This window comes from Xanthomonas sp. GW (assembly GCF_014236815.1).
Classification (GTDB): Bacteria; Pseudomonadota; Gammaproteobacteria; order Xanthomonadales; family Xanthomonadaceae; genus Xanthomonas_A.
In genome coordinates this window covers 2385726-2407267 of sequence record NZ_CP051189.1, presented here as the reverse complement: position 1 = coordinate 2407267, position 21542 = coordinate 2385726, and the positions used below count along the sequence as shown (strand labels likewise).

At 69.1% G+C, this 21542-nt stretch carries 17 protein-coding genes and 2 pseudogenes; 13 read left to right on the top strand and 6 right to left on the bottom strand.

What is annotated here, in order from left to right; genetic code table 11:
• Nucleotides 1-49 precede the first annotated feature (49 nt).
• The 3 genes from HEP73_RS10130 to HEP73_RS10120 all read right to left on the bottom strand — a co-directional run bounded on the left by HEP73_RS10130 (nucleotide 50) and on the right by HEP73_RS10120 (nucleotide 4382).
• A complete protein-coding gene (locus tag HEP73_RS10130; protein WP_185823067.1) occupies nucleotides 50-2038 on the bottom strand; it encodes an SDR family oxidoreductase in 1989 nt (662 codons plus the stop codon).
• Nucleotides 2039-2212: 174 nt separating this feature from the next.
• Nucleotides 2213-2944: a histidine utilization repressor gene (gene hutC, locus HEP73_RS10125; protein WP_185823066.1), complete on the bottom strand. Its 732-nt coding sequence runs from the start codon at nucleotides 2942-2944 to the stop codon at nucleotides 2213-2215.
• A gap of 40 nt (nucleotides 2945-2984) precedes the next feature.
• Nucleotides 2985-4382 (bottom strand): formimidoylglutamate deiminase, encoded by a 1398-nt coding sequence (locus HEP73_RS10120; protein ID WP_185823065.1) that lies wholly within the window; start codon nucleotides 4380-4382, stop codon nucleotides 2985-2987.
• Between the two features lie 63 nt (nucleotides 4383-4445).
• Between HEP73_RS10120 and hutI the strand changes: the two genes are divergently transcribed.
• The 10 genes from hutI (at nucleotide 4446) to HEP73_RS10070 (ending at nucleotide 14640) form a co-directional block, all read left to right on the top strand.
• Nucleotides 4446-5648, top strand: a complete 1203-nt coding sequence (gene hutI / locus HEP73_RS10115; protein ID WP_185823373.1) for an imidazolonepropionase — start codon at nucleotides 4446-4448, stop codon at nucleotides 5646-5648.
• Nucleotides 5645-7186, top strand: coding sequence for a histidine ammonia-lyase (gene hutH, locus HEP73_RS10110; protein WP_185823064.1), 1542 nt, complete (start codon nucleotides 5645-5647; stop codon nucleotides 7184-7186). The genes hutI and hutH overlap by 4 nt, the downstream gene beginning before the upstream one ends.
• Before the next feature lie 109 nt (nucleotides 7187-7295).
• Complete coding sequence (gene hutG, locus HEP73_RS10105) at nucleotides 7296-8144, top strand: N-formylglutamate deformylase (protein ID WP_185823063.1); 849 nt, start codon at nucleotides 7296-7298, stop codon at nucleotides 8142-8144.
• On the top strand, nucleotides 8141-9808 hold the full coding sequence (gene hutU / locus HEP73_RS10100; protein ID WP_185823062.1) for a urocanate hydratase: 1668 nt from the start codon (nucleotides 8141-8143) through the stop codon (nucleotides 9806-9808). Before hutG ends, hutU begins: the two co-directional genes overlap by 4 nt.
• 195 nt (nucleotides 9809-10003) lie before the next feature.
• Nucleotides 10004-11440: a serine hydrolase domain-containing protein gene (locus HEP73_RS10095; protein WP_185823061.1), complete on the top strand. Its 1437-nt coding sequence runs from the start codon at nucleotides 10004-10006 to the stop codon at nucleotides 11438-11440.
• Nucleotides 11441-11645: 205 nt separating this feature from the next.
• Nucleotides 11646-12380, top strand: a complete 735-nt coding sequence (locus HEP73_RS10090) for a hypothetical protein (RefSeq protein WP_185816254.1) — start codon at nucleotides 11646-11648, stop codon at nucleotides 12378-12380.
• A 97-nt stretch (nucleotides 12381-12477) separates the two neighbouring features.
• On the top strand, nucleotides 12478-12735 hold the full coding sequence (locus tag HEP73_RS10085; RefSeq protein ID WP_184410100.1) for an acyl-CoA-binding protein: 258 nt from the start codon (nucleotides 12478-12480) through the stop codon (nucleotides 12733-12735).
• Entirely contained in the window at nucleotides 12735-13361 is a 627-nt protein-coding gene (locus tag HEP73_RS10080) for a TetR/AcrR family transcriptional regulator (RefSeq protein ID WP_185816253.1), read from the top strand. Before HEP73_RS10085 ends, HEP73_RS10080 begins: the two co-directional genes overlap by 1 nt.
• A gap of 126 nt (nucleotides 13362-13487) precedes the next feature.
• Nucleotides 13488-14270 (top strand): HipA family kinase, encoded by a 783-nt coding sequence (locus HEP73_RS10075; protein ID WP_185823060.1) that lies wholly within the window; start codon nucleotides 13488-13490, stop codon nucleotides 14268-14270.
• On the top strand, nucleotides 14248-14640 hold the full coding sequence (locus HEP73_RS10070; RefSeq protein ID WP_185816251.1) for a DUF3037 domain-containing protein: 393 nt from the start codon (nucleotides 14248-14250) through the stop codon (nucleotides 14638-14640). Before HEP73_RS10075 ends, HEP73_RS10070 begins: the two co-directional genes overlap by 23 nt.
• Before the next feature lie 463 nt (nucleotides 14641-15103).
• On the opposite strand, the gene HEP73_RS10065 is transcribed toward HEP73_RS10070, so the two are convergent.
• Nucleotides 15104-15511 carry a hypothetical protein gene (locus HEP73_RS10065; RefSeq protein ID WP_185823059.1) on the bottom strand — a complete coding sequence of 136 codons (408 nt, stop codon included), beginning with the start codon at nucleotides 15509-15511 and terminating at the stop codon, nucleotides 15104-15106.
• 145 nt (nucleotides 15512-15656) lie between these two features.
• Between HEP73_RS10065 and HEP73_RS10060 the strand changes: the two genes are divergently transcribed.
• The 3 genes and pseudogenes from HEP73_RS10060 (at nucleotide 15657) to HEP73_RS10055 (ending at nucleotide 17699) form a co-directional block, all read left to right on the top strand.
• Entirely contained in the window at nucleotides 15657-16511 is an 855-nt protein-coding gene (locus tag HEP73_RS10060) for a tetratricopeptide repeat protein (RefSeq protein WP_185823058.1), read from the top strand.
• Between the two features lie 166 nt (nucleotides 16512-16677).
• A pseudogene (locus tag HEP73_RS22830) lies at nucleotides 16678-16968 on the top strand (transposase); the annotation flags it as partial.
• Between the two features lie 89 nt (nucleotides 16969-17057).
• A complete protein-coding gene (locus tag HEP73_RS10055; RefSeq protein ID WP_255423735.1) occupies nucleotides 17058-17699 on the top strand; it encodes an IS5 family transposase in 642 nt (213 codons plus the stop codon).
• A gap of 372 nt (nucleotides 17700-18071) precedes the next feature.
• Here HEP73_RS10055 and HEP73_RS10050 read toward each other — a convergent pair whose 3' ends face one another.
• The gene (locus HEP73_RS10050; RefSeq protein WP_185823057.1) at nucleotides 18072-20549 is read right to left on the bottom strand and encodes a membrane-bound PQQ-dependent dehydrogenase, glucose/quinate/shikimate family; all 2478 of its coding nucleotides are present in this window, start codon (nucleotides 20547-20549) and stop codon (nucleotides 18072-18074) included.
• A 285-nt stretch (nucleotides 20550-20834) separates the two neighbouring features.
• A pseudogene (locus tag HEP73_RS22825) lies at nucleotides 20835-21419 on the bottom strand (DNA gyrase C-terminal beta-propeller domain-containing protein); the annotation flags it as partial.
• Nucleotides 21420-21542 lie beyond the last annotated feature (123 nt).

Here is a 21542-nt window from a genome sequence, read left to right as displayed (position 1 = left end):
AATCCGCTTTTACGAATCCCGAATCCCGAATCCCCAATCCCCCGGCTCATCACCAATGGACTCCGCGCATCAACGCCGCGAACGCAATCTGCTCCTGGCTGGGCTTGGCCTCGCGTAGCGCCTTGCGGTCGCCCTTGGCCGCGGCCGAGTCCGGGAACAGTTCGAAGGCGGTGTTCATCACCACCTCGTAGGCCTTCGGCGCCACCGCGTTGACCAGCGCGGCGAAGATGCCCAGCCGCGTCGCCACCCGGCTCGGGCGCTCGATGATCGCCTTGACCATCAGATCGGCGGCTTCCTCCACGCTCAGCGTCGGCACGCTGTCGTACATCTTGGTCGGCGCGATCATCGGCGTCTTCACCAGCGGCATGTTGACCGTGGTGAAGCTGATGCCCTTGCCCGACAGCTCGCCCTGCGCGCAACGGCTCCACGCGTCCAGCGCCGCCTTGGAGGCCACGTAGGCGGAGAAGCGCGGCGAATTGGCCAGCACGCCGATCGAGCTGACGTTGATGATGTGGCCCTTGCGCCGCCCGGTCATGCCCGGCAGCACGCCCATGATCAGGCGCAGGCTGCCGAAGTAGTTCAGCTGCATGGTGCGCTCGAAATCGTGGAAGCGGTCGTAGCTGAGTTCGATCGAGCGGCGGATCGAGCGGCCAGCGTTGTTGATCAGCACGTCGACGTGGCCATGCGCTTCGAGCACGGTCTTGAGCAGCGCATCGCAGCCGGCCAGATCAGACAGGTCGGCGGTATAGGCGAACACCTTGCCGCCCTTGGCGTTCATCGCATCGCGCGCGGCGAACAGCTCCTGCTCGCCGCGCGCGACGATGATGGTGGTGGCGCCGGCTTCGGCCACGCGCTGCGCGGTGGCCAGGCCGATGCCCGAGGAGCCGCCGGTGATCAGCACCACCTTGCCGCGCACCTTGCCCTTCAGCGTGCGGTCCACGAACAGGTCCGGATCCAGGTGCCGTTCCCAGTGGTCCCACAGGCGCCAGGCGTAGTCTTCCAGCCGCGGCACGGCGATGCCGCTGCCCTTCAGCGCGCGCTCGGTCTCGCGGCTGTCGAAGCGCGTGGGATAGGTGATGAACTTCAGCACCTCGCGCGGAATGCGGAAATCGCGCAGCAGCATGCCGGTGAAGCGGCGGATCGGCGGCAACCCGCCGACCGCGGCGCGGATGCCCGCCGGCACGAACGCGAACATCCGCGCGTCCACGCGCAAGGTCATCTCCGGGGCGTGGCCGGCGCGACAGAACACGTTGAGCACCTCGCCCACGCGCAGCGGTTCCGGGTCGGTGAGGTGGAAGGTGTGGCCGTCGAGCTTGGGCTTGTGCGCGATGTGGTCCATCGCATCGGCTACGAAATCCACCGGCACCAGGTTGATGCGCCCGCCCTCGATGCCCAGCATCGGCGCCCACGGCGGCAGCAGCTGGCGCAGCTTCTTGATCAGCGGGAAGAAGTAGTACGGCCCGTCGATCTTGTCGATCGCGCCGGTGCGCGAATCGCCGACCACCATGCCGGGGCGGTAGATGCGCCACTTGATCCGGGTTTCCGCGCGCACCAGCGCCTCGGCATCGTGCTTGGTGCGCAGGTAGGGATCGTCCAGGCCTTCAGCCTCTTCGAACATGTCCTCGCGGAAGATGCCCGGGTACAGCCCGGCCACCGCGATCGAGCTGGTGTGGTGGAAGATGCCGGCGCCGATCTGCGCCGCCAGTTCCAGCGCGTTGCGGGTGCCATCGAGATTGGCCACGCGCTGCGCCTCGGCCTTGGCGGTGAGGTCGTACAGCGCGGCCAGATGGAAGAAGTGCTTGACCTTGCCGTGCAGTGCTTTGCGTTGCGCCTCGTCCAGGCCGCAACAGTCGGCGCCGACATCGCCGTGCAGCACGACCAGGCGCTTGGCGTCCCAGCCCTGCTCGCGCACCAGCGCATCGAACTTGCGTTGCGACTCCTTGCGCACCAGGACATGGATGAGGCCTTTGCGCCGCATCAGGTTGGCCATCAGATAACGGCCGATGAAGCCGGTGGCGCCCGTAACGAAATACGTCATGCCGAACCATTCCTCGTGCTGCGGCCGCGGCCCCTCGCCTCGTCCCTGGGCGCTAACTTGCCAGAGTGCGGCAGGCAGGACAAACGCACGCCAGGGTACGGCGCGTACGCGCAGCGTGCGGCAGCGCAGCATCGGCGGCTCGCGACACGGCGGTTTTCGGCTGCCGCGCAGTGCTCAGCGCACGCCTGGCGAGAAACGCGCAACCAGGTCGTAGGTGTCGCCGAGAAACACCTGGCGCACGAAGGTGACGGCCTGTTCGCCGCGCCAGGTCTTGCGGTCGATCAGCAGGCAGGCGGTGGCGGCCGCCACCTGCAGCCGCGCCGCCTGCGCGGGATTGGCGCCGACCGCGCTGATGCGATGCTCGGCGCGGGTCCACGGCACGTGCTGCAGCAGCCAGCTGCCGGGCACGACGACTGAGAAATCCATCTGCAGCGCTTCCGGCACCGCCACCGGATTGATCACCCGCTCCTCCAACGCGAACGGGCGGCCGTCGGCGAAATGCAGGCAGTGCAGCGACAGCAGCGTGCCGGCGGCGGCGACCTCGGCTTCCTGCGGCAGCGCGGCGTGCGGCGCGCGCTGGCGCCGTTCCAGCAGTTCGAAGCGATAGGCATGGCCGCGCGCAGCGACCTCGACCGGAATGTCGGGGATCTCCAGCGCCACCTGCTCCATGTGCGGATGCGGCCGCGCCACGAACGAACCGGCGCGGCGGCGGCGCTCGATCATGCCGGCGTCGGCCAGCATCGCCAGCACCTTGTTGACCGTCATCCGCGAGCAGGCGTACTGCGCCATCAGTTCGTGCTCGAACGGAATGCGATGGCCCGGCGGCCATTCGCCGCTGCGGATGCGGCCTTCGATATCGCTGCGGATGCGATGGTTGAGCGTCGCCGCGCGCGGGGACTGGCTCATCGGCGCTGCCGCGCGGCAGCGTGCCGCAGACGATGCCGGATCATGCGTGCAACAGCGCGGTCAGCGCTCGCGCATAGGCCGCAGCGATCGCCTCGCGGCGATGATGGCGGCCATCGCGCACCAACTCGCGGCCGTTGCGCCAGACCGAACGCACCGCGCCGCGCCGTGCGGCGAAGATCCAGCTGTCCAGCCAGGCGTCGCCGTTACGCGCGCACAGCGCCGGATGCGCCGGATCCAGTTCGACCAGATCGGCCGGCGCGCCCACCTGTAGGCCCTGCGCCACGCCCAGCGCCTGCGCAGCGCCTTGCGCGGCGGACTGGAACAGGAAGCGGCCGCTGGATTGTGCGGCGTCGCCAGCGAGCACGTTGCGCCCGCGCAGCTGCAGGCGCTGGCCGTATTCGAGCAGGCGCAACTCCTCGGCCGCGTCGATCAGCACGTTGGAATCGGAGCCGACGCCGAAACGCCCGCCGGCCTCGACGAACGCGCGCATCGGGAACAGCCCGTCGCCCAGATTGGCCTCGGTGATCGGGCACAGGCCGACTACCGCTCCGCTGGCGGCGATCGCCTGCACTTCGCCGGCATCGACATGGGTGGCATGGACCAGGCACCAACGCGCATCCACCGGCGCATGCGCCAGCAACCACTGCACCGGCCGCTGTCCGCTCCAGGCCAGACAGGCCTCGACCTCGCGGGTCTGCTCGGCGATGTGGATGTGCACCGGCCCGTCGCACAGCGGCAGCAGCGCGACCAGTTCGTCCGGGGTCACGGCGCGCAGGCTGTGCGGTGCGATGCCAAGTACCGCATCGTCGAGGCCGCGCAATGCGCGGCGGCTGCCGTCGAGCAGTTCGGCGTAGCCGTCCAGGTCGTGGATCAGCCGCTGCTGCGCCGGATTCGGCGCGGCGCCACCGAAGTCGGCATGCGCGTAGAACACCGGCAGCAGGGTCAGGCCGATGCCGCTGCTCTGCGCGGCGGCAGCCAGGCGCTGCGCCATCTCCGCGCGGTCGGCATAGGGCCGGCCATCGGCGGCGTGGTGCAGGTAATGGAATTCGCCGACCCGGGTGAAGCCGGCCTCGAGCATTTCCACGTAGGCCTGTTCGGCGATGGCCTGCATGCTGTCCGGGTCCAGCCGCTGCAGGAAGCGGTACATCAGCTCGCGCCAGCTCCAGAAACTGTCGCCGCTGCGGCCGCCGACTTCGGTCAGCCCGGCCATGCCGCGCTGGAAGGCGTGGCTGTGCAGGTTGCCCAGCCCGGGCACCGCGATCGCCAGCGTCCGATCGCCGGACGCCGCGGCCACGCCGGACTGCACCGCGGCGATGCGCCCGGCGCGGACCTCGATCCGCACGTCGCGCGCCCAGCCTTCCGGCAACAGCGCCTGCGCGCACCAGAAAGCGCTGGTTGCCTCGTTCCCGCCCACCTGCTGCTGCGCCAGGGTCTGCACTGGACACCCTCCGTCGACCACAATATTGTATATACAAAATAACCGACGAGCCCGCCCGTGACCATGCCCTGCGACACGCTCTGGCACAACGCTCACCTGATGACCCTGGACGCCGACGACGGCGGGCTGGGCTTGGTCCGCGACGGCGTGGTCGCCTGCCGCGACGGGCGCATCGTCTATGCCGGCGCCGCCGCGGCGCTGCCGGCACCGCTGGCCGCGCAGCACAGCGTCGATTGCGGCGGGCGCTGGATCGGTCCGGGCCTGATCGACTGCCATACCCACCTGGTCTACGCCGGCAACCGCGCCGGCGAATTCGAGCAGCGCCTGCTCGGCGCCAGCTACGCCGACATCGCCCGCGCCGGCGGCGGCATCGTCGCCACCGTGCGCGCCACCCGCGCCGCCGACGAAGCCGCGCTGCTCGCCGCCAGCCTGCCGCGGCTGGACGCGCTGCTCGCCGAAGGCGTGACCACGGTGGAGATCAAGTCGGGCTACGGGCTGACCCTGGACGACGAACTGCGCATGCTGCGCGTGGCACGGCGCCTGGGCGAACTGCGCCCGGTCGCGGTGTCGCCCACCTTCCTCGGCGCGCACGCGGTGCCGCCCGGCGCGGAAGCGCAGGCCTACATCGACGAAGTCTGCGAACAAATGATTCCCGCCGTCGCCGCGCAAGGCCTGGCCGAGGCGGTGGACGTGTTCTGCGAGCACCTGGCCTTCACCCCGGCGCAGACCGAGCAGGTGTTCCAAGCGGCGCAGCGACATGGCCTGGCGCTGAAGATCCATGCCGAGCAGCTGTCCAACCAGGGCGGCGCGGCGCTGGCGGCGCGCTACGGCGCGCGCTCGGCCGACCATGTCGAGTACCTGGACGACGCCGGCGTCGCCGCGATGGCCACCGCCGGCACGGTCGCGGTGCTGCTGCCGGGCGCGTTCTATTTCACCCGCGACACGCAACTGCCGCCGATCGCCGCGCTGCGCGCCGCCGGCGTGCCGCGCGCGCTGGCCACCGACTGCAATCCCGGCACCTCGCCGCTGACCAGCCCGCTGCTGGCGATGAATCTGGCGGCGACGCTGTTCCGCATGAGCGTGGCCGAATGCATCGCCGGCTTCACCCGCGAGGCGGCACGCGCGCTCGGACGCTACGAACAGGTCGGCCGGCTGCGCGCCGGGCTGCAGTGCGACCTGGCGATCTGGGACATCGAACAACCGGCCGAACTGGTCTACCGCATGGGCTTCAACCCGCTGCATGCGCGCATCTGGAGGGGACAATGAGCAACGAGATCGTGCTGCGCCCGGGCGCAGTGAGCCTGGCGCAATGGCGCGCCGTATACCGCGGCGCCGGCGTGCGCCTGGATCCCGGCTGTGCCGAGGCGGTGCTGCGCAGCGCGCAGACGGTGGAGGCGATCGTCGCCAAGGGCGCGCCGGTGTACGGCATCAACACCGGCTTCGGCAAGCTGGCCAGCGTGCGCATCGAGCGCGAGGACCTGGACACCTTGCAGCGCAATATCGTGCTGTCGCATGCGGCCGGGGTCGGCGAGCCGATGCCGGTGCCGGTGGTGCGGCTGATGCTGGCGCTGAAGCTGGCCAGCTTGGCGCAAGGCGCCTCCGGCGTACGGCCAGCCACGCTGGCGCTGCTGGAAGCGCTGCTGCAGCACGACGTGATCCCGGTAGTGCCGTGCCAGGGCTCGGTCGGCGCCTCCGGCGACCTGGCGCCGCTGGCGCATCTCGCTACGGTGATGATCGGCGTCGGCGAGGCCTTCGTCGGTGGCGAGCGTCTGCCGGCCGCGCAGGCGCTGGCGCAGGCCGGGCTGCAGCCGCTGGCGCTGGGCGCGAAGGAAGGCCTGGCGCTGCTCAACGGCACCCAGTTCTCTACCGCCTACGCGTTGGCCGGGCTGTTCGAGATCGAGCGCGTGTTCCATGCCGCGCTGGTCGCCGGCGCGCTGTCCACCGAGGCGGCGAAGGGCTCGGATACCCCGTTCGATCCACGCATCCACGCCTTGCGCGGGCAGCACGGGCAGATCGCCACCGCCGCCGCGCTGCGTGCGTTGATGCAGGGCTCGGCGATCCGCGATTCGCACCGCGACAACGACGTGCGCGTGCAGGATCCGTACTGCCTGCGCTGCCAGCCGCAGGTGATGGGCGCGGCGCTGGACGTGATGCGCCAGGCGGCGACCACGCTGGCGATCGAGGCCAACGGCGTGTCCGACAATCCGCTGGTGTTCAGCGATACCGGCGAGGCGCTGTCCGGCGGCAACTTCCATGCCGAGCCGGTGGCCTTCGCCGCCGACATGCTGGCGCTGGCGGTGTGCGAGATCGGCTCGATCAGCGAACGCCGCGTGGCGATGCTGGTGGATCCGGCGCTGTCCGGGCTGCCGGCGTTCCTGACTCCGAAGCCCGGGTTGAACTCCGGCTTCATGATCCCGCAAGTCACCGCCGCGGCGCTGGTGTCGGAGAACAAGCAGCGCGCCTACCCGGCCAGCGTCGATTCGATCCCGACCTCGGCCAACCAGGAAGACCATGTGTCGATGGCCGCGCACGGCGCGCGCCGGCTGCTGGCGATGGCCGAGAACGCGGCTAACGTGGTCGGCATCGAACTGCTCGCCGCCGCGCAGGGCTGCGACTTCCATGCGCCGCTGACCTCCAGCGCCGCGCTGGAAGCGGCGCGCGCGCTGCTGCGCGCACAGGTGCCGGCGCTGCAGGACGACCGCTATTTCCATCCGGACATGCTGGCTGCCACGGCGCTGGTGCGCGATGGCGCGCTGGCGGCGGCTGTCGATGTGTCCCTTCCCGATGCAACGTCCGGATCATGATCCCTTGTAGGAGCGGCTCTACGTGGCCTTGGGCCATCAGTCGCGACCGGGCGTCACCAGTGACATCCGGTCGCGGCTGAAGCCGCTCCTACAAAAAGCGAGGCCCTGCATGACCACCCTCCCCGACTGGCTCACCCTCCACCGCGGCGACGCGCCGCTGATCGTCAGCTTTCCGCACACCGGCACCGAGTTGCCGGAAGCGCTGGCCGATCGCTTCGTCTCTCCGTGGCTGGCACGGCGCGATGCCGACTGGTGGGTGCATGAGCTGTACGCGTTCGCCCGCGACATGGGCGCCACCACGCTGCGCTCGGCGGTGTCGCGTTCGGTGATCGATCTCAACCGCGATCCGAGCGGCGTCTCGCTGTACCCGGGCCAGAACACCACCGGCCTGTGTCCGCTGACCACCTTCGACAACCAGCCGCTGTACCGCGACGGACATGGCCCGGATGCGGAGGAGATCGCACGCCGCCGCGACACCTGGTTCGCGCCCTACCACGCCGCACTTGCCGTGGAGATCGCCCGCCTGCGCGCGATCCACGGCACCGTGGTGGTGTACGACGCACACTCGATCCGTTCGCACATCCCGCACCTGTTCGAGGGCGAGCTGCCGCAGTTCAACATCGGCAGCGCCGGTGCGTCCGGTGCGCCCGACACCAGTTGCGACAACGCGCTCACCGACGCGGTCGAGACCGCATGCGCGGCGAGCGGCATGCGCCACGTGCGCAATGGACGCTTCAAGGGCGGCTACATCACCCGCCACTACAGCGACATTCCCGGCGGCGTGCACACGCTGCAGATGGAGCTGGCCTGCCGCGGCTACATGCACGAACCCGAGCGCGTGGACGAGCGCACCTGGCCCACGCCGCTGGACCCCGACCACGCCGCACCGCTGCGCCGCACGCTGCAGCAGGTGCTCGCATCCTGCCTTGAATTCGCCCACTCCCGGAGCGCCGCATGACCCGCCTCGACACCACCCGCATGATCCAAGCGCCCACCGGCAGCACCCTCACCTGCAAGAGCTGGCTGACCGAAGCGCCGCTGCGCATGCTGATGAACAACCTGGATCCGGACGTGGCCGAACGCCCGCAGGAACTGGTGGTGTACGGCGGCATCGGCCGCGCCGCGCGCGACTGGGAGTCCTTCGACGCGATCGTGGCCGCGCTCAAGCGCCTGGACGACGACCAGACCCTGCTGGTGCAGTCCGGCAAGCCGGTCGGCGTGTTCCGCACCCACGCCGATGCGCCGCGCGTGCTGATCGCCAATTCCAACCTGGTGCCGCGCTGGGCCACCTGGGACCACTTCAACGAGCTCGATAAAAAGGGCCTGGCCATGTACGGGCAGATGACCGCCGGCAGCTGGATCTACATCGGCGCGCAAGGCATCGTCCAGGGCACCTACGAAACCTTCGTCGAGATGGGCCGCCAGCACTACGCCGGCAGCCTGGCCGGCAAGTGGCTGTTCACCGGCGGCCTCGGCGGCATGGGCGGCGCGCAGCCGCTGGCCGCGGTGATGGCCGGCGCCTCGTGCATGGCGGTGGAATGCCGCAAGAGCAGCATCGACATGCGCCTGCGCACCGGCTATCTCGACACCTGGACCGACGACCTGGATGAAGCGCTGCGCCTGATCGAGGAATCGTGCACGGCGAAGAAGCCGCTGTCGGTCGGCCTGCTCGGCAACGTCGCCGACGTGCTGGACGAACTGCTGGTCCGCGGGGTCAAGCCGGACCTGCTGACCGACCAGACCTCCGCGCACGACCCGGTCAACGGCTATCTGCCGCAGGGCTGGACCGTGGAAGAATGGGACGACAAGCGCGTGTCCGCGCCGAAGGAAGTGGAAGCCGCCGCACGCGACTCGATGGCCAACCACATCCGCGCCATGCTCGCCTTCCACGCGCTGGGCGTGCCGACCGTGGACTACGGCAACAACCTGCGGCAGATGGCGTTGGAAGAAGGCGTCGAGAATGCCTTCGACTTTCCCGGCTTCGTACCCGCCTACATCCGCCCGCTGTTCTGCCGCGGCATCGGCCCGTTCCGCTGGGCGGCGCTGAGCGGCGATCCGGAGGACATCGCCAAGACCGACGCCAAGGTCAAGGAGCTGATCCCGGACAACCCGCACCTGCACCGCTGGCTGGACATGGCCGCCGAGAAGATCAAGTTCCAGGGCCTGCCGGCACGCATCTGCTGGGTCGGCCTGGGCGATCGCGACCGGCTCGGCCTGGCGTTCAATGAAATGGTGGCAAGCGGAGAGCTGAAGGCGCCGGTGGTGATCGGCCGCGACCATCTGGATTCGGGCAGCGTCGCCTCGCCCAACCGCGAGACCGAGGCCATGGCCGACGGCTCCGACGCGGTCTCCGACTGGCCGCTGCTCAATGCCCTGCTCAACACCGCCAGCGGCGCCACCTGGGTCTCGCTGCACCACGGCGGCGGCGTCGGCATGGGCTTCTCCCAGCATGCCGGCATGGTCATCGTCTGCGACGGCAGCGAGGCGGCGGCCAAGCGCATCGCGCGCGTGTTGTGGAACGACCCCGCGACGGGTGTGATGCGCCATGCGGATGCGGGGTATGAGATCGCGGTGGAATGCGCGAAGGAGAAGGGACTGGATCTGCCGGGGATTCTGGGCTGATCGCGTGCCGCCGGGCGGTTGCAGGTCACTGGCCGGCAACCGCCTGCTTTCTGTAGAGCCGAGCATGCTCGGCTCTATGTGTCCAGGTGCACGGTATCTGATGCAAGAGCAGCCGAGCAAAGGCTCGGCTACACACGCTTGACCCTGTCCCCTGTCGTGAAGATGATGCGCCATCGCCACTGACGGATCACCGCGATGTATCGCGTCCTTGCTGCCACACTGCTCTGCACCCTGCTTGGCAGCCTGCCTGCGTCGGCCCGGGATACGCCGCTCAACCTCGCCTCGCAGTTGGACGCCCAACTGCAGGCCAACCGCGAACGCTATGGCATCGCCGGTCAGGCGGTGCTGGTCGCACACAACGGCCAGGTGCTCTACCAGGGCGCCAGCGGCGAACGCGATCCGGCCACCCACGCGCCAGCCACCGTCGATTCCATCTTCGCCGCGCAGTCGATGGCCAAGCTGTTGACCAGCACGCTGGTGATGCAACTGGTGGATCAGGGCAAGGTGGATCTGGATGCCCCAGCCAGCCGCTACGTGCCGGACCTGCCGGCCGCGTGGCAGGCGATCCACGTGCGCGATTTCCTCAATCACAGTTCCGGCATTGCCGAGTACTACGCCCGTGTGGACGAGCGTTGGGTGAGCAAGGGCTACCCCGGCGTGGCGCCCGACCTTGCCGCTGCGCTGAAGGTTGCCGGCGCGGCACCGATGCAGTTCGCTCCCGGCAGCCGTGCGCAGTACACGCAGGCCAACTACCTGGTGCTGACCGCACTGCTGGAAGCGCATTATCGCAAGCCCTACCCCGCCATCGCACGCGAACGCATCCTGCAGCCACTGAAGATGCGCAGCACGTCGTGGGGTCTGGCCAGCGTCCCGCCGGATCGCGCGGCCGTGCCGTACATTGGCAAGGACGGCACGCTGCAGCCGGCCAATGAAGATCCCTGGCCGAACTACGGCTGGGGCCACGCCGATCTGCAGACCACCGTCGGCGACATCAACCGCTTCCTGCAGGCGCTGGCCAACGGCAAGCTGGTGCGTACGGCAACCCTGGAAAGACTGTGGCAAGCGCAGACGCTGACCGGCGGCGGCAGCAACTTCTTCTCCACCGGTTGGGATACCACCCGCAGCGATGGCTATACCCAGGTCGGCCACGATGGCGGCACCCGCGTGCGGGCGAGACTGGCCTACAAGGGCAGCCTGGCCAGCGGCTACTGGGTATTCGTGTACTTCACCAACGGCAGCGCCCGCAATGTCTGGTCCAGCACGCTGGTGGAAAGCACGATGGCGCAGGTCGCACCGAAGGAGTTCCCGCATGCGGTTCTCGCCGAACGCCTGATCGCCTATGCGATGGACGCAAGCGCCGGAGCTGCGGACGCGATGCGTGCATGGCTGCGCGACGGCGACGGCGTCCCCGCCAATGAACGGGAACGCGCGATCAATGCCAGCGGCTACGCCATCCGCGAGAGTCTCGGTGCAGGCAGGGCGCTGAAAGTGTTCACCCTCAACGCCGAACTGTATCCGGACTCGGCCAACGCCTGGGACAGCCTGGCCGAATGCCACGCTGCGCTTGGCGATGCCGAGATCGCCAAGGCGCTGTACGCGAAGTCGAAGGCGCTGTCGAAGCCTGTTCCGTAGCGTCGAGCTTGCTCGACAGCCGCCCGCCACGAACCAGATCCGCGCCGAATGCGTTGCATGCAGGTCCACGCGTTCGAGCGAGCACAAACGCAATGAAACGCGCGCCGGCTGGCGCGTAGCCGGACCGACGTCACGCATCGCGACACTCGGGCTCAAGATCGTCGAACCGACGCCGACAAGAGATGCAACGTTTCGAGGAGCCTTCATGGGCATCCTGATCTACCTGACTCCCGCCGTCGTGCTCTGGGCGATCACCGCCACCGTTCTCGCCTGGATCTTCTTCGGCCGCATGCGCCGCGAGCAAGGGCAACAGGCGAGCGTGCAGGACAGCCTCGCCCGCCACCAGGCCGCGCTGTCGCAGATGAAGGCGCGTGCAGTCGTCAGCGCGCGGGAGTTGGAGGCGCTGCAACAGGCCTACGCCAGCCTGCGGCAGACGCTGGACCTGCAGACGCAGGAAGCCTTGCCGGCCGAGCAGGCGGTGGAGCGGCCACCGGTGCCGATCCTGGTGATGGAACGCCTGGACATTTCCGCGGAGATCGGCACGCTGCTCGCGCACGTGGCGCGGGTGGCCAGGAGCATCCGCCGCTACAGCGCCTACAGCCGCGGCCACAACGCGCCGGAGCTGAGCAGCGCGCGCTACGACCTGCATTGGCTCTCCGACTGCCTGCACAGCCTGGATCAGATCGGCCACGCCCTGGCCAGGGGCAACGTGGACACCCTGACCGCCGCCTGCACCGAGCTGCTGTCGATGTACGAGCAATATCTGAAGGACGGATCCGGCTACAACAGCCGCGACACGTTCCAGCGGCTGAGCAGCCACGTCCCGCTCGCCGATGTGACCGACGCCATCCGCTCGATCGCCGCCAAGGCCTCGCTGGCGCGACAGGCGCAGACGCAGACGCAGGCCAGCGCGCAGCTGCAGGCGGCGCCGGTCGCCTGAAACACCACGCTCGGGCGGGCTGGCGAGCCCGGCGCCCGCGTTGACCGGACCGGTCGCGCGTGCTGTGATGCGTCCCGATCAGGGCGGGAGCAGCGACATGGCAGACATCAAGGCGGCCTTCGAAAAAGCGGCCAAGGACATCAAGCAGCGCGAGGAGCGTCCCGACAACGACACCTTGCTGCGCCTGTACGCGCTGTACAAACAGGGCGCGGAAGGCGACGTCGCCGGCGCCAAGCCGGGGTTCTTCGACTTCGTCGGCACCGCCAAGTACGAGGCCTGGGCCAAGCTCAAGGGCATGCCGCAGGCCGAGGCGCAGAAGAAGTACGTGGACCTGGTGAAGAAGCTGCTGGCCTGATGGCGCGCGACACCCGCCGGCGCATTCTCGACACGGCCCTGGCGATGTTCAACGCGCAGGGCGAGCCGCACGTCACCACCAACCATATCGCCGACGAGCTGGAGATCAGCCCGGGCAATCTGTACTACCACTTCCGCAACAAGGACGACATCATCGAGCACCTGTTCGCGCGCTACGAGGAGCGCATGGACGCGGCGCTGGAGTTGCCGAGCGCGCGCCTGCCCGGGCTGGAGGACATCTGGCTGCAGCTGCACCTGGTGTTCGAGTGCATCTGGGACTACCGCTTCCTGTACCGCGACCTGATCGAGATCCTCAGCCGCAGCCGGCGCCTGCGCCTGCGTTTCGCGCGCATCCTGCGCCGCGCCGACGACAGCACCCAGGCGGTGTTCCAGGGGCTGGCGCAGGCCGGAGCGATGCGCGCCACCGCACAGGAGCTGGGCGGCATCGCCACCAACGTGCTGGTGGTGGCCACGTTCTGGCTCAACTACGCCGCCGCGCGCGGCGAGAAGGACGAACAACTGGCGATCCGCCACGGCATCGTGCAGGTGATGCTGTTGATCAGCCCGTTCCTGCGCGAGGCCGAACGCACGCACCTGGCCACGCTGATGCAGGCCTATCTGGACTGAGCGCGGCGACGCGTCCGCAGCCGGCGGCGGCGACGCTGGATGCCAGATGCCCCGCGCGCATCGATTCGCCAAGCGCCGCCGGCATCGGCTAGGCTTGCCGCCCTGCCCTCGCCGCCCGGAATCCGCGTGAGAACCGTCGTCGCCACCCGCTACGTGACCCCGCTGCGCGAAGGCGGCTCGCTGCCCGCGGTAGTCGAGGCCGACGACGACGGCATGTACGTGCTGAAGTTCCGCGGCGCCGGACAAGGCCCGAAGGCGTTGATCGCCGAACTGCTGGGCGGCGAACTGGCGCGCGCGCTTGGCCTGCCGATGCCGGAACTGGTGTTCGTGCTGCTCGACCGCGAGTTCGCGCGCACCGAGCCTGATCCGGAAATCCAGGATCTGATCCGCGCCAGTGAGGGCCTGAACCTGGCGCTGGACTACCTGCCCGGTGCGATCAACTACGACCCGGCCGCCTTGCGTCCGGACCCGGCGCTGGCCTCGGCGATCGTCTGGTTCGACGCCTTCGTCACCAATGTCGATCGCACCGCGCGCAACACCAACCTGATGGTCTGGCACGGCAAGCTGATGCTGATCGACCACGGCGCGGCGCTGTATTTCCACCACGACTGGGAGCATGCCGGCAGCGCCTGCGCCTCGCCGTTCGCGCGCATCCGCGACCACGTGCTGCTGCCCTACGCCAGCGCCAGCGCCATCGCCGAGGCCGACGCGGCGCTGGCGCCGCGCCTGACCGATGCGGTCATCGACGCCATAGTCGCGCAGATCCCGGACGCGTGGTTGCAGGCCGAGGCCAGCTTCGAGCACGTGGACGCGCACCGCCAGGCCTATGCCGACTACCTGAAACGGCGGCTGGCGCTGCGCGCCGCATTCGTCGAGGAGGCGCTCCGTGCCCACGCTGCACACGTATGACTACGCGGTCATCCGCGTGGTGCCGCGGGTGGAGCGCGAGGAGTTCGTCAACGTCGGGGTGATCGTGTCGTGCCCGACCTCCAAGCTGCTGCATGCGGCGATCGAACTGCAGCCGGCACGGCTGCACGCGCTGGACCCGACCCTGGACATCGAACGCCTGCGCCCCTACCTGGACGCGATCCCGGCGATCTGCCGCGGCGACGCCGATGCCGGCCCGATCGCACTGCTGCCGCCGCGCGCGCGCTTCCACTGGCTGACCGCGCGGCGCAGCTCGATCATCCAGATGTCCTCGGCGCACGTCGGCCGCACCACCCAGCCCGAGCGCGTGGTCGAGCATCTGCTCGAACGCATGGTCAGGACACCGCGCTAGCTCGCCGACGTTGTAGACCGCATCCATTGACGCATTGGCGGATCGACCGAGTAGCCTTATTCCTCCCGCAACGCGTCCGGCAAGCTCGCGGCAACTCATCTGTAGATATCGTCTTCTACCCTGCAGGCAACCGTCTTTTCAAACGCGACGTTAGCCGCGGCCAGCGCAGCGGCGCGATGTTCGATTGAATGCACGAGGCTGAGCCCGTACCCTCATCCGGCCCTGCGGGCCACCTTTTCCCGATGGGAGAAGGGAACAGCTGCCTGTCTGCCAGCGCCTGCGGAGTTTCCGTCGCGATGACGAGTCACAGTCGGAACTGAGGCCCCTCCAACAGCGCACCGGCAGGCTTGCCGCAAGCCCCTGTAGGAGCGGCTTCAGCCGCGACAGAATCCAGCACGCGGCACTCCGATCGCGGTGACCGCATCCGAAGCGATCCCACATCCGGCAACAGTGCCGTTTGCTGTTACTGCGAGCGTGCGCTGCGCTTCGCCGCGCGGCGCGGCGCAACGGTCTTCTTGGTCGCCCGCTTCGCGGTCTTGGTCGCCGCCGGCCGTTTGCGCGGCGTGGCACGCGGTTTGGGTTGCAGGCCGAGCTTGACCAGCACCGGCTGCAGCCGCACCTCGACCTCGGCGCTCAACGGTTGCACCTGGCCGCGCAGCGCCGCAGCGCCTTCGCGCACGCTGCTTTCAGCGTCGTCGGCCAGTTGCGCCACCAGCGCCTTCAACGTGTTCGCGCCGCTGGCGGCATCGGCGGCCGCGGCCAGCGCACGCTTGCGGGTCAACGACACCAGGCCCAGGCCGGCCAGCCACAGGTGCCGCGGCGCCAGGGTCTCGGGCCGGGGCGCGGAGGTGGAACGCTTCTTGGTCGCCATCGCAGCTCTCCTCGGGGGTGCCGACAGCGGCACCGATGCGATGCATGCTGGCGGCAGCGGCTTGAGCAAACACACTATCCGCAGTGCAGCTTGCCAGCCAGCCACCGCGGCGCCATGCTCGGCGCGAACTCCAGGGAGGCCAGGCATGGCAGCAAAACCGACCGCATGGGCGCCGTTTCCGTACGACGCCACCGCCTACGCCTACCCGGGCGAGGCGCTGAAGAAAGCCTGGCCCAAGCTGCACGCCGGCGACCGCGAGCCGTACCCGGACCTGGCGCGCGCGCAGGCGCTGCTCGCTGCCGCAGGCAAGGCCGGCAAGGGCCACGATGCGCAGACGCTGTCGGCGGCGCTGATCGACGCCTGGCGCGCCTTCCACCAGGGCCAGTTCCAGCAGGCCTACAGCGCCGGACAGGCCTTGGGCGTGTTCGGCACTTCGGTCGCAGTCAAGGCGCTGGGCATCCACGCCGGCTATCTGGTCGACGACGACAAGGAAAAACTGCAGCGCCTGCAGCAGGCCGCGACGTTGGCCGAAGCGGCGATCGCCGCGCTGCCGGACGAGGCCAACAGCCATTATCGCCACGCCTTCGCGCTGGGCCGTTACAGCCAGGGGCTGAGCATCGTCAAGGCGCTCAAGCAAGGCATCGCCGGCAAGGTGCGGCAATCGCTGGAGGCCACGCTGGAATTGGAGCCCAAGCACGCCGAGGCGCACATGGCGCTGGCGCTGTACCACGCCGAGATCATCGGCAAGGTCGGCGCGATGATCGGCGGACTCACCTACGGCGCCAAGGCCGCGACCGCCGAACAGCACATCCAGCAAGCGCTGAAGCTGACCCCGGATGCGCCGATCGCACATGTCGAATACGCCAACGTGCTGTTGCTGCTGCACGGCGACAAGCGCGAGGACGCGGCCGCCGGCGCGTTCGAAAAAGCGGCCAAGCTCAAGCCGCGCGACGCGATGGAAGCGCTGGACGCGGCGTTCGCACGCGAGCAGTTGGAGTAGCGCGACGCCTAACACGTGCCGCCACAGTTCGCATGCTGGCACACCCGTGGGAGCGACATCGGTGGCAACAGGAACTCCCGGTAGAGCCTGTCGCGACTGAAGGGCACCTCTAAAAACCTGCCTGCTTTGGCATCATAGGGTCTTAGCCAACAGCCGAGGTCGCGCGATGATCAGATTGTTTGCCGGACACGAACGCGAGTCCAAGCGCCAGCAGATAGGCGACCCGCTGGCGGTGTTGTCTCGCCATATCGATTTCGCAACGATTGCCCAAGCCGTCGATGCGAAGCTGTCCTTGGGCACCGGCACGCGCGGGGGCCGTCCGGCCTGGCCGACGGTGGTCATGATCAAACTGTTGCTGCTGCAGCAGCTGTACAACCTCTCTGACGATGCGCTGGAGTACCAGGTGCTGGATCGGCGCAGTTTCCAGCAGTTCCTTGGACTGGAACACAGCGGCAAGGTGCCTGACGCCAAGACGATCTGGGTGTGGCGCGAGCGGCTCAAGGCGCAGGATCTGATGGGCGACATCAGCGCAGCGGTTGGCGTGCAATGCAGCGGGCCGGATTCATTGCGCGCGGCGGTCAGATCATCGATGCGAGCATCGTCAGCGCCCCGATCCAACGCAATACGCGCGAGGAAAACGTACAGATCAAGCAAGGCGGCGAAGTGGGTCAGGAGTGGAGCGATGCCAAGCGGGCGCAGAAGGATGTGCAAGCGCGCTGGACGCGCAAGCACGGCAAGGCGCATTACGGCTACAAGCTGCATGCCAGCACCGATCGGCGTTGGGGCTTCATCCGCCGACATGCGGTGAGCGCAGCCAACGTGCATGACAGCCGACACTTCGAGGACGTGCTGGACCCCAACAATGGCGGACGCACGGTGTGGGCCGACAGTGGCTATGCCGACGCATCGCGGGAGGCCGATCTGACGCAACGCGGCTATCGGTCGGCCATTCAGCACCAGGGCCAGGCGCGCAAGCCGCTAAGCGCGGCCGAACAGCGCCGCAACCGGCGGCTTGCCAAGGACCGGGTGTTCGGCGAACACCCGTTCGCGCGGCTGGCGCAGCAGGGCGGTAAATACCTGCGCACCATCGGGTTGGCACGGGCCACGGTGGTGATCGGGTTGAAGGTCGCCAGTCACAACCTGATGCGGCTGGCACGACTGCAGCAGCGGGCCATGGCGCCCGCGTGAGCGGGTGAGGCGGCCAATCCGGCCGCTCTTCCTACATCCAGGACCCCTGCGAAGCACGTCGGCTTCCTCGAACAGACGCAGCGGCAGCGCCTTTGCAGCCCACTTCAGTGAAATGACGGGTTGTTCGAGGTGCCCTGAAGTCGCTCCTACAACGCTATCGCTTACCGTGACTCTCCGATCGAGACGCTACCACGGCGCACGCTGACTCGCGTTCTCCTGCGGCATCGACACGGTTTTGCCGTCTCTTCGTTTTGCCGCGCCCGCATGCGACGCGCACCATGCGCGGCAACGTCTCTGCCGCACATGGCGCACCGCACATCACCGCACGGCAGGACGAATCCCGCACGCCGCACAACACCGCCTTGGCGCAGGCTACGACGCCGGCAGCGCATAGGCGATCACGTAGTCGCCCTTCTTGGTCTCCATGAAGTGATGGCCGCCGGCCACGATCACCAGGTACTCGCGACCGCCGACCGCGTAGAGCATCGGCGTGGCCTGGCCGCCGGCCGGCAGCTTGGCCTCCCAGACGCGCTTGCCGGTGGCCAGGTCGATCGCGCGGATCATGTCGTCTGTGGTCGCGGCGATGAAGATCAGGCCGCTGGCGCTGACCACCGCGCCGCCGTTGTTGGGCGTGCCGATCTCGATCGGCAGGCCGGAGTGGATGCCGAACGGGCCGTTGCCGCGGGCGCTGCCCAGCGGGCGGTCCCACAGGGTCTTGCCGCTGGCCAGGTCGATCGCGCGGATGCCGCCGTACGGCGGTTGCTTGCACAGCAGGCCAGTGAACGGCAGGCGCCAGCCGGCGTTGACGTTGATCGCGTACGGCGTGCCCGCCTGCGGATCGCCCGCGCCTTCGGCGCCGCCGGCATCGCCGCGCACCTGGTCGCGCGGCGCCCAGCCCAGCTTGTCGGCCTTGGCGCGCGGCACCAGCCGGTTGTAGTTGGGCATGTCGTTGTAGTTGGCGACGATCACCCCGCGCTGCGGGTCCACCGCCACGCTGCCCCAGTCCGAGCCGCCGTTGTAGCCGGGATATTCAATCGAGTGGCGATCGGCTTCGGGCGGCGTGTAGATGCCCTTGTAGCTGGCGCTGCGGAACTGGATGCGGCACACCAGCTGGTCGATCGGGGTGACGCCCCACATATCGCGCTCGGTCAGATCCGGCTTGCGCAGCGTGTGGTACAGCGAGAACGGCTGGGTCTTGGCGCGGCGCTGCGGTTCAACGCCGCCGCCGGGCACCGCGCGTTGCTCGACGCCGACCAACGGCTTGCCGCTGCGCCGATCCAGCACGTAGATTTCGCCCTGCTTGCTCGGCAGGATCACCGCCGGCACCTTGCCGCCGTCGTGCGGAAAATCCACCAGCGTCGGCTGCGAACCCAAGTCGTAGTCCCAGACGTCGATGTGCGTGGTCTGGAAGTTCCACACCGGCTTGCCGGTGGTCACGTCCAGCGCCACCAGCGAGGTCGCGTACTGGTCCTCGGGCGCGGTGCGCGAGCTGCTCCAGTAGTCGGCCGTGGAGTTGCCCATCGGCAGGTAGACGTAGCCGAGTTGCTCGTCGCCGGCCGCGGAGGTCCACATGTTCGGCGTGCCGCGGGTCCAGCTCTGGCCCGGCGGCGGTGCGCCGTTCCATTCCGGGTGGGTCATGTCCCAGGCCCAGCGCAGCTCACCGGTCACCGCATCGAAGCCCTGGATCACGCCCGACGGCTCGTAGCGCTGCTGCCCGTCCAGCACCTGGTGGCCGGTGACGAGCACGCCGCGCACGATGGTCGGCGGCGAATTGATCGAGACGTAGCCCGGCGGCGTGTCGCCCATGCCGACGGTGATATCGACCTGGCCATGCGTGCCGAAGTCCTCGCAGGGCTTGCCGCTGGCGGCGTCGACCGCGATCAGGCGGCCGTCCAGGGTGCCCTCGATGATGCGGCTGCGGCAGGCGCGCGGCTGGTCTGCCAGCGCGACCGGCGCCACGCCGCCGCCCGGCGCAGGCGTCGGCGGCGCGTTCGCCGCGTCAGGTACCTGGTAGTAGCTGACCCCGCGACAGGCGGCGGTGTACGGGATCGCCTTGTCCGCAACCTTGGGATCGTAGCGCCAGCGCTGCTTGCCGGTAGCGGCGTCCAGTGCGATCAGCTGGTTGCGCGCGGTGCACAGGTACAGGCTGTCGCCGATCTTCAGCGGCGTGGTCTCCGCGCCCCAGCGCTTGGCCGGCAGGTCGCCGGTGCGGAAGGTCCATGCGGTCCGCAACTGCGCCACGTTGCCGGGGGTGATCTGGCGCAGCGGACTGTAGCGGCTGCCGGCGTTATCGCGGCCGTAGGCGGCCCAGTCGGCGTCGGCCGGGGCCTCGGCCGGCTGCGCACCGGCACGCGGCACGGTCATCGCCGCCGCCATGCCGGCGGCGTGTGCGAACATGCCGTCGGCCTCGGTCACGCCGTACGGCACGAAGGCCAGCGCGAAGGCGCCCACGAACACCAGCGCCAGTGCAACGGCCAGGCCGCGCGACACGCTGCGCGAGAACGGACGGTCCAGGCGCGGCAACGCCAGCGCCAGCAGCAGGCCCAGGAACACCATCAGGCCCATGCGCGGCACCCAGCGCCAGTAATCGGCGCCGGACTCCCACGCCGCCCATAGCAACGACAGCGCGAAGGTCGCCGCGAACCACAGCGCACCGCTGCGCCGTCCGCGCGCCAGCAGCACGCCCGACAGCAGCAGGCCCAAGCCGCCGAACAGGTAATACCAGGAGCCGCCCAACGCCAGCAGCCACGCGCCGCCGGCCGCCAGCACCAGGCCGATCAGCGCGCATGCGCCGCCCAGCAGCAGCAGCGGCCAACCGCCGCGGCGCTGCGTTTGATCAAGATCGTTCATGGAAAAATTCCTCGCAGGAAAGCACCGCGCGGAACATCCGCCGCGGCATGGGGCGCGATCGCGCCGCGGACCGTTATCCCAAGCGGGAAGTGAACGCTGCGCGTTCTATCGCGGCACAGAAGGCGACATGCTGCGTTCCATCAGGGATATGCCGGCACACGTGCGTCAGGCCGCAACGCGTCCGCTCCTGCACGATGCTGCGGCAGCGCCCGACGGTGTCGCCAGCTGCAGAAACGACGACGCCGGCATTGCGCCGGCGTCGTCGTATACCGCTCGCTCGCGCGATCAGCTTTCCGGCGGCCGCTCGCTGGCGATCTCGGCGCTGCCGTCCTCGCCCACGATCGGCTCCACCGGCTCTTCCTCGACCAGCGAACCGTCCAGGCGCTCCACTGCCTGCAGCTTCTCGCCCTTGGACAGGCGGATCAGGGTCACGCCCTGGGTGTTGCGGCCGACGCGGGAAATTTCCGAGGCGCGGGTACGCACCAGGGTGCCGCCATCGGAGATCAACAGCACCTCGTCCTTGGTGCTCAGCAGCACCGCGCCGACCAGCTTGCCGTTGCGCTCGCTGGTCTGGATGCCGATCACGCCCTGCGTGCCGCGGCCCTTGCGCGGGTACTCGGCCAGCGGGGTGCGCTTGCCGTAGCCGTTCTCGGTGGCGGTGAGGATGTAGGCATCGGGCTCGTCGCCGTTGCGCACCACAGCCTCGGCATCGACGTCGGCATCCGTCTCCGGCGCCGTCTCGATGTCCTCGGCATCCTCGTCCTGGCCCTCGGCCGGCTCGGCCACGATCAGGCTGACCACGTATTCGCTCTTGGCCAGGCGGATGCCGCGCACGCCGCGGCTGCTGCGGCCGGTCGGCTTGACCCCGCCGCGGCTCTTGCGGCGCGGGCTGCGCGCGTCGTCGCCGTCCTCGACGGCCTCGGCCAGCGCGACCTCATCGTCGCCGTTGTCCTCGCCCGTGCCCTCGTCGAGGGCGCCGTCCTCGGCCTCGTC

Excerpts from the sequence above, each read along its gene's own strand:
- HEP73_RS10130 (WP_185823067.1), bottom strand. The coding sequence starts at position 2,038 with ATGACGTATTTCGTTACGGGCGCCACCGGCTTCATCGGCCGTTATCTG.
- HEP73_RS10095 (WP_185823061.1), top strand. The coding sequence starts at position 10,004 with ATGTATCGCGTCCTTGCTGCCACACTGCTCTGCACCCTGCTTGGCAGC.
- hutU (WP_185823062.1), top strand. The coding sequence starts at position 8,141 with ATGACCCGCCTCGACACCACCCGCATGATCCAAGCGCCCACCGGCAGC.
- HEP73_RS10055 (WP_255423735.1), top strand. The coding sequence starts at position 17,058 with ATGCAGCGGGCCGGATTCATTGCGCGCGGCGGTCAGATCATCGATGCG.
- HEP73_RS10090 (WP_185816254.1), top strand. The coding sequence starts at position 11,646 with ATGGGCATCCTGATCTACCTGACTCCCGCCGTCGTGCTCTGGGCGATC.
- HEP73_RS10060 (WP_185823058.1), top strand. The coding sequence starts at position 15,657 with ATGGCAGCAAAACCGACCGCATGGGCGCCGTTTCCGTACGACGCCACC.
- HEP73_RS10050 (WP_185823057.1), bottom strand. The coding sequence starts at position 20,549 with ATGAACGATCTTGATCAAACGCAGCGCCGCGGCGGTTGGCCGCTGCTG.
- hutC (WP_185823066.1), bottom strand. The coding sequence starts at position 2,944 with ATGAGCCAGTCCCCGCGCGCGGCGACGCTCAACCATCGCATCCGCAGC.
- hutI (WP_185823373.1), top strand. The coding sequence starts at position 4,446 with ATGCCCTGCGACACGCTCTGGCACAACGCTCACCTGATGACCCTGGAC.
- hutH (WP_185823064.1), top strand. The coding sequence starts at position 5,645 with ATGAGCAACGAGATCGTGCTGCGCCCGGGCGCAGTGAGCCTGGCGCAA.
- HEP73_RS10065 (WP_185823059.1), bottom strand. The coding sequence starts at position 15,511 with ATGGCGACCAAGAAGCGTTCCACCTCCGCGCCCCGGCCCGAGACCCTG.
- HEP73_RS10080 (WP_185816253.1), top strand. The coding sequence starts at position 12,735 with ATGGCGCGCGACACCCGCCGGCGCATTCTCGACACGGCCCTGGCGATG.
- hutG (WP_185823063.1), top strand. The coding sequence starts at position 7,296 with ATGACCACCCTCCCCGACTGGCTCACCCTCCACCGCGGCGACGCGCCG.
- HEP73_RS10085 (WP_184410100.1), top strand. The coding sequence starts at position 12,478 with ATGGCAGACATCAAGGCGGCCTTCGAAAAAGCGGCCAAGGACATCAAG.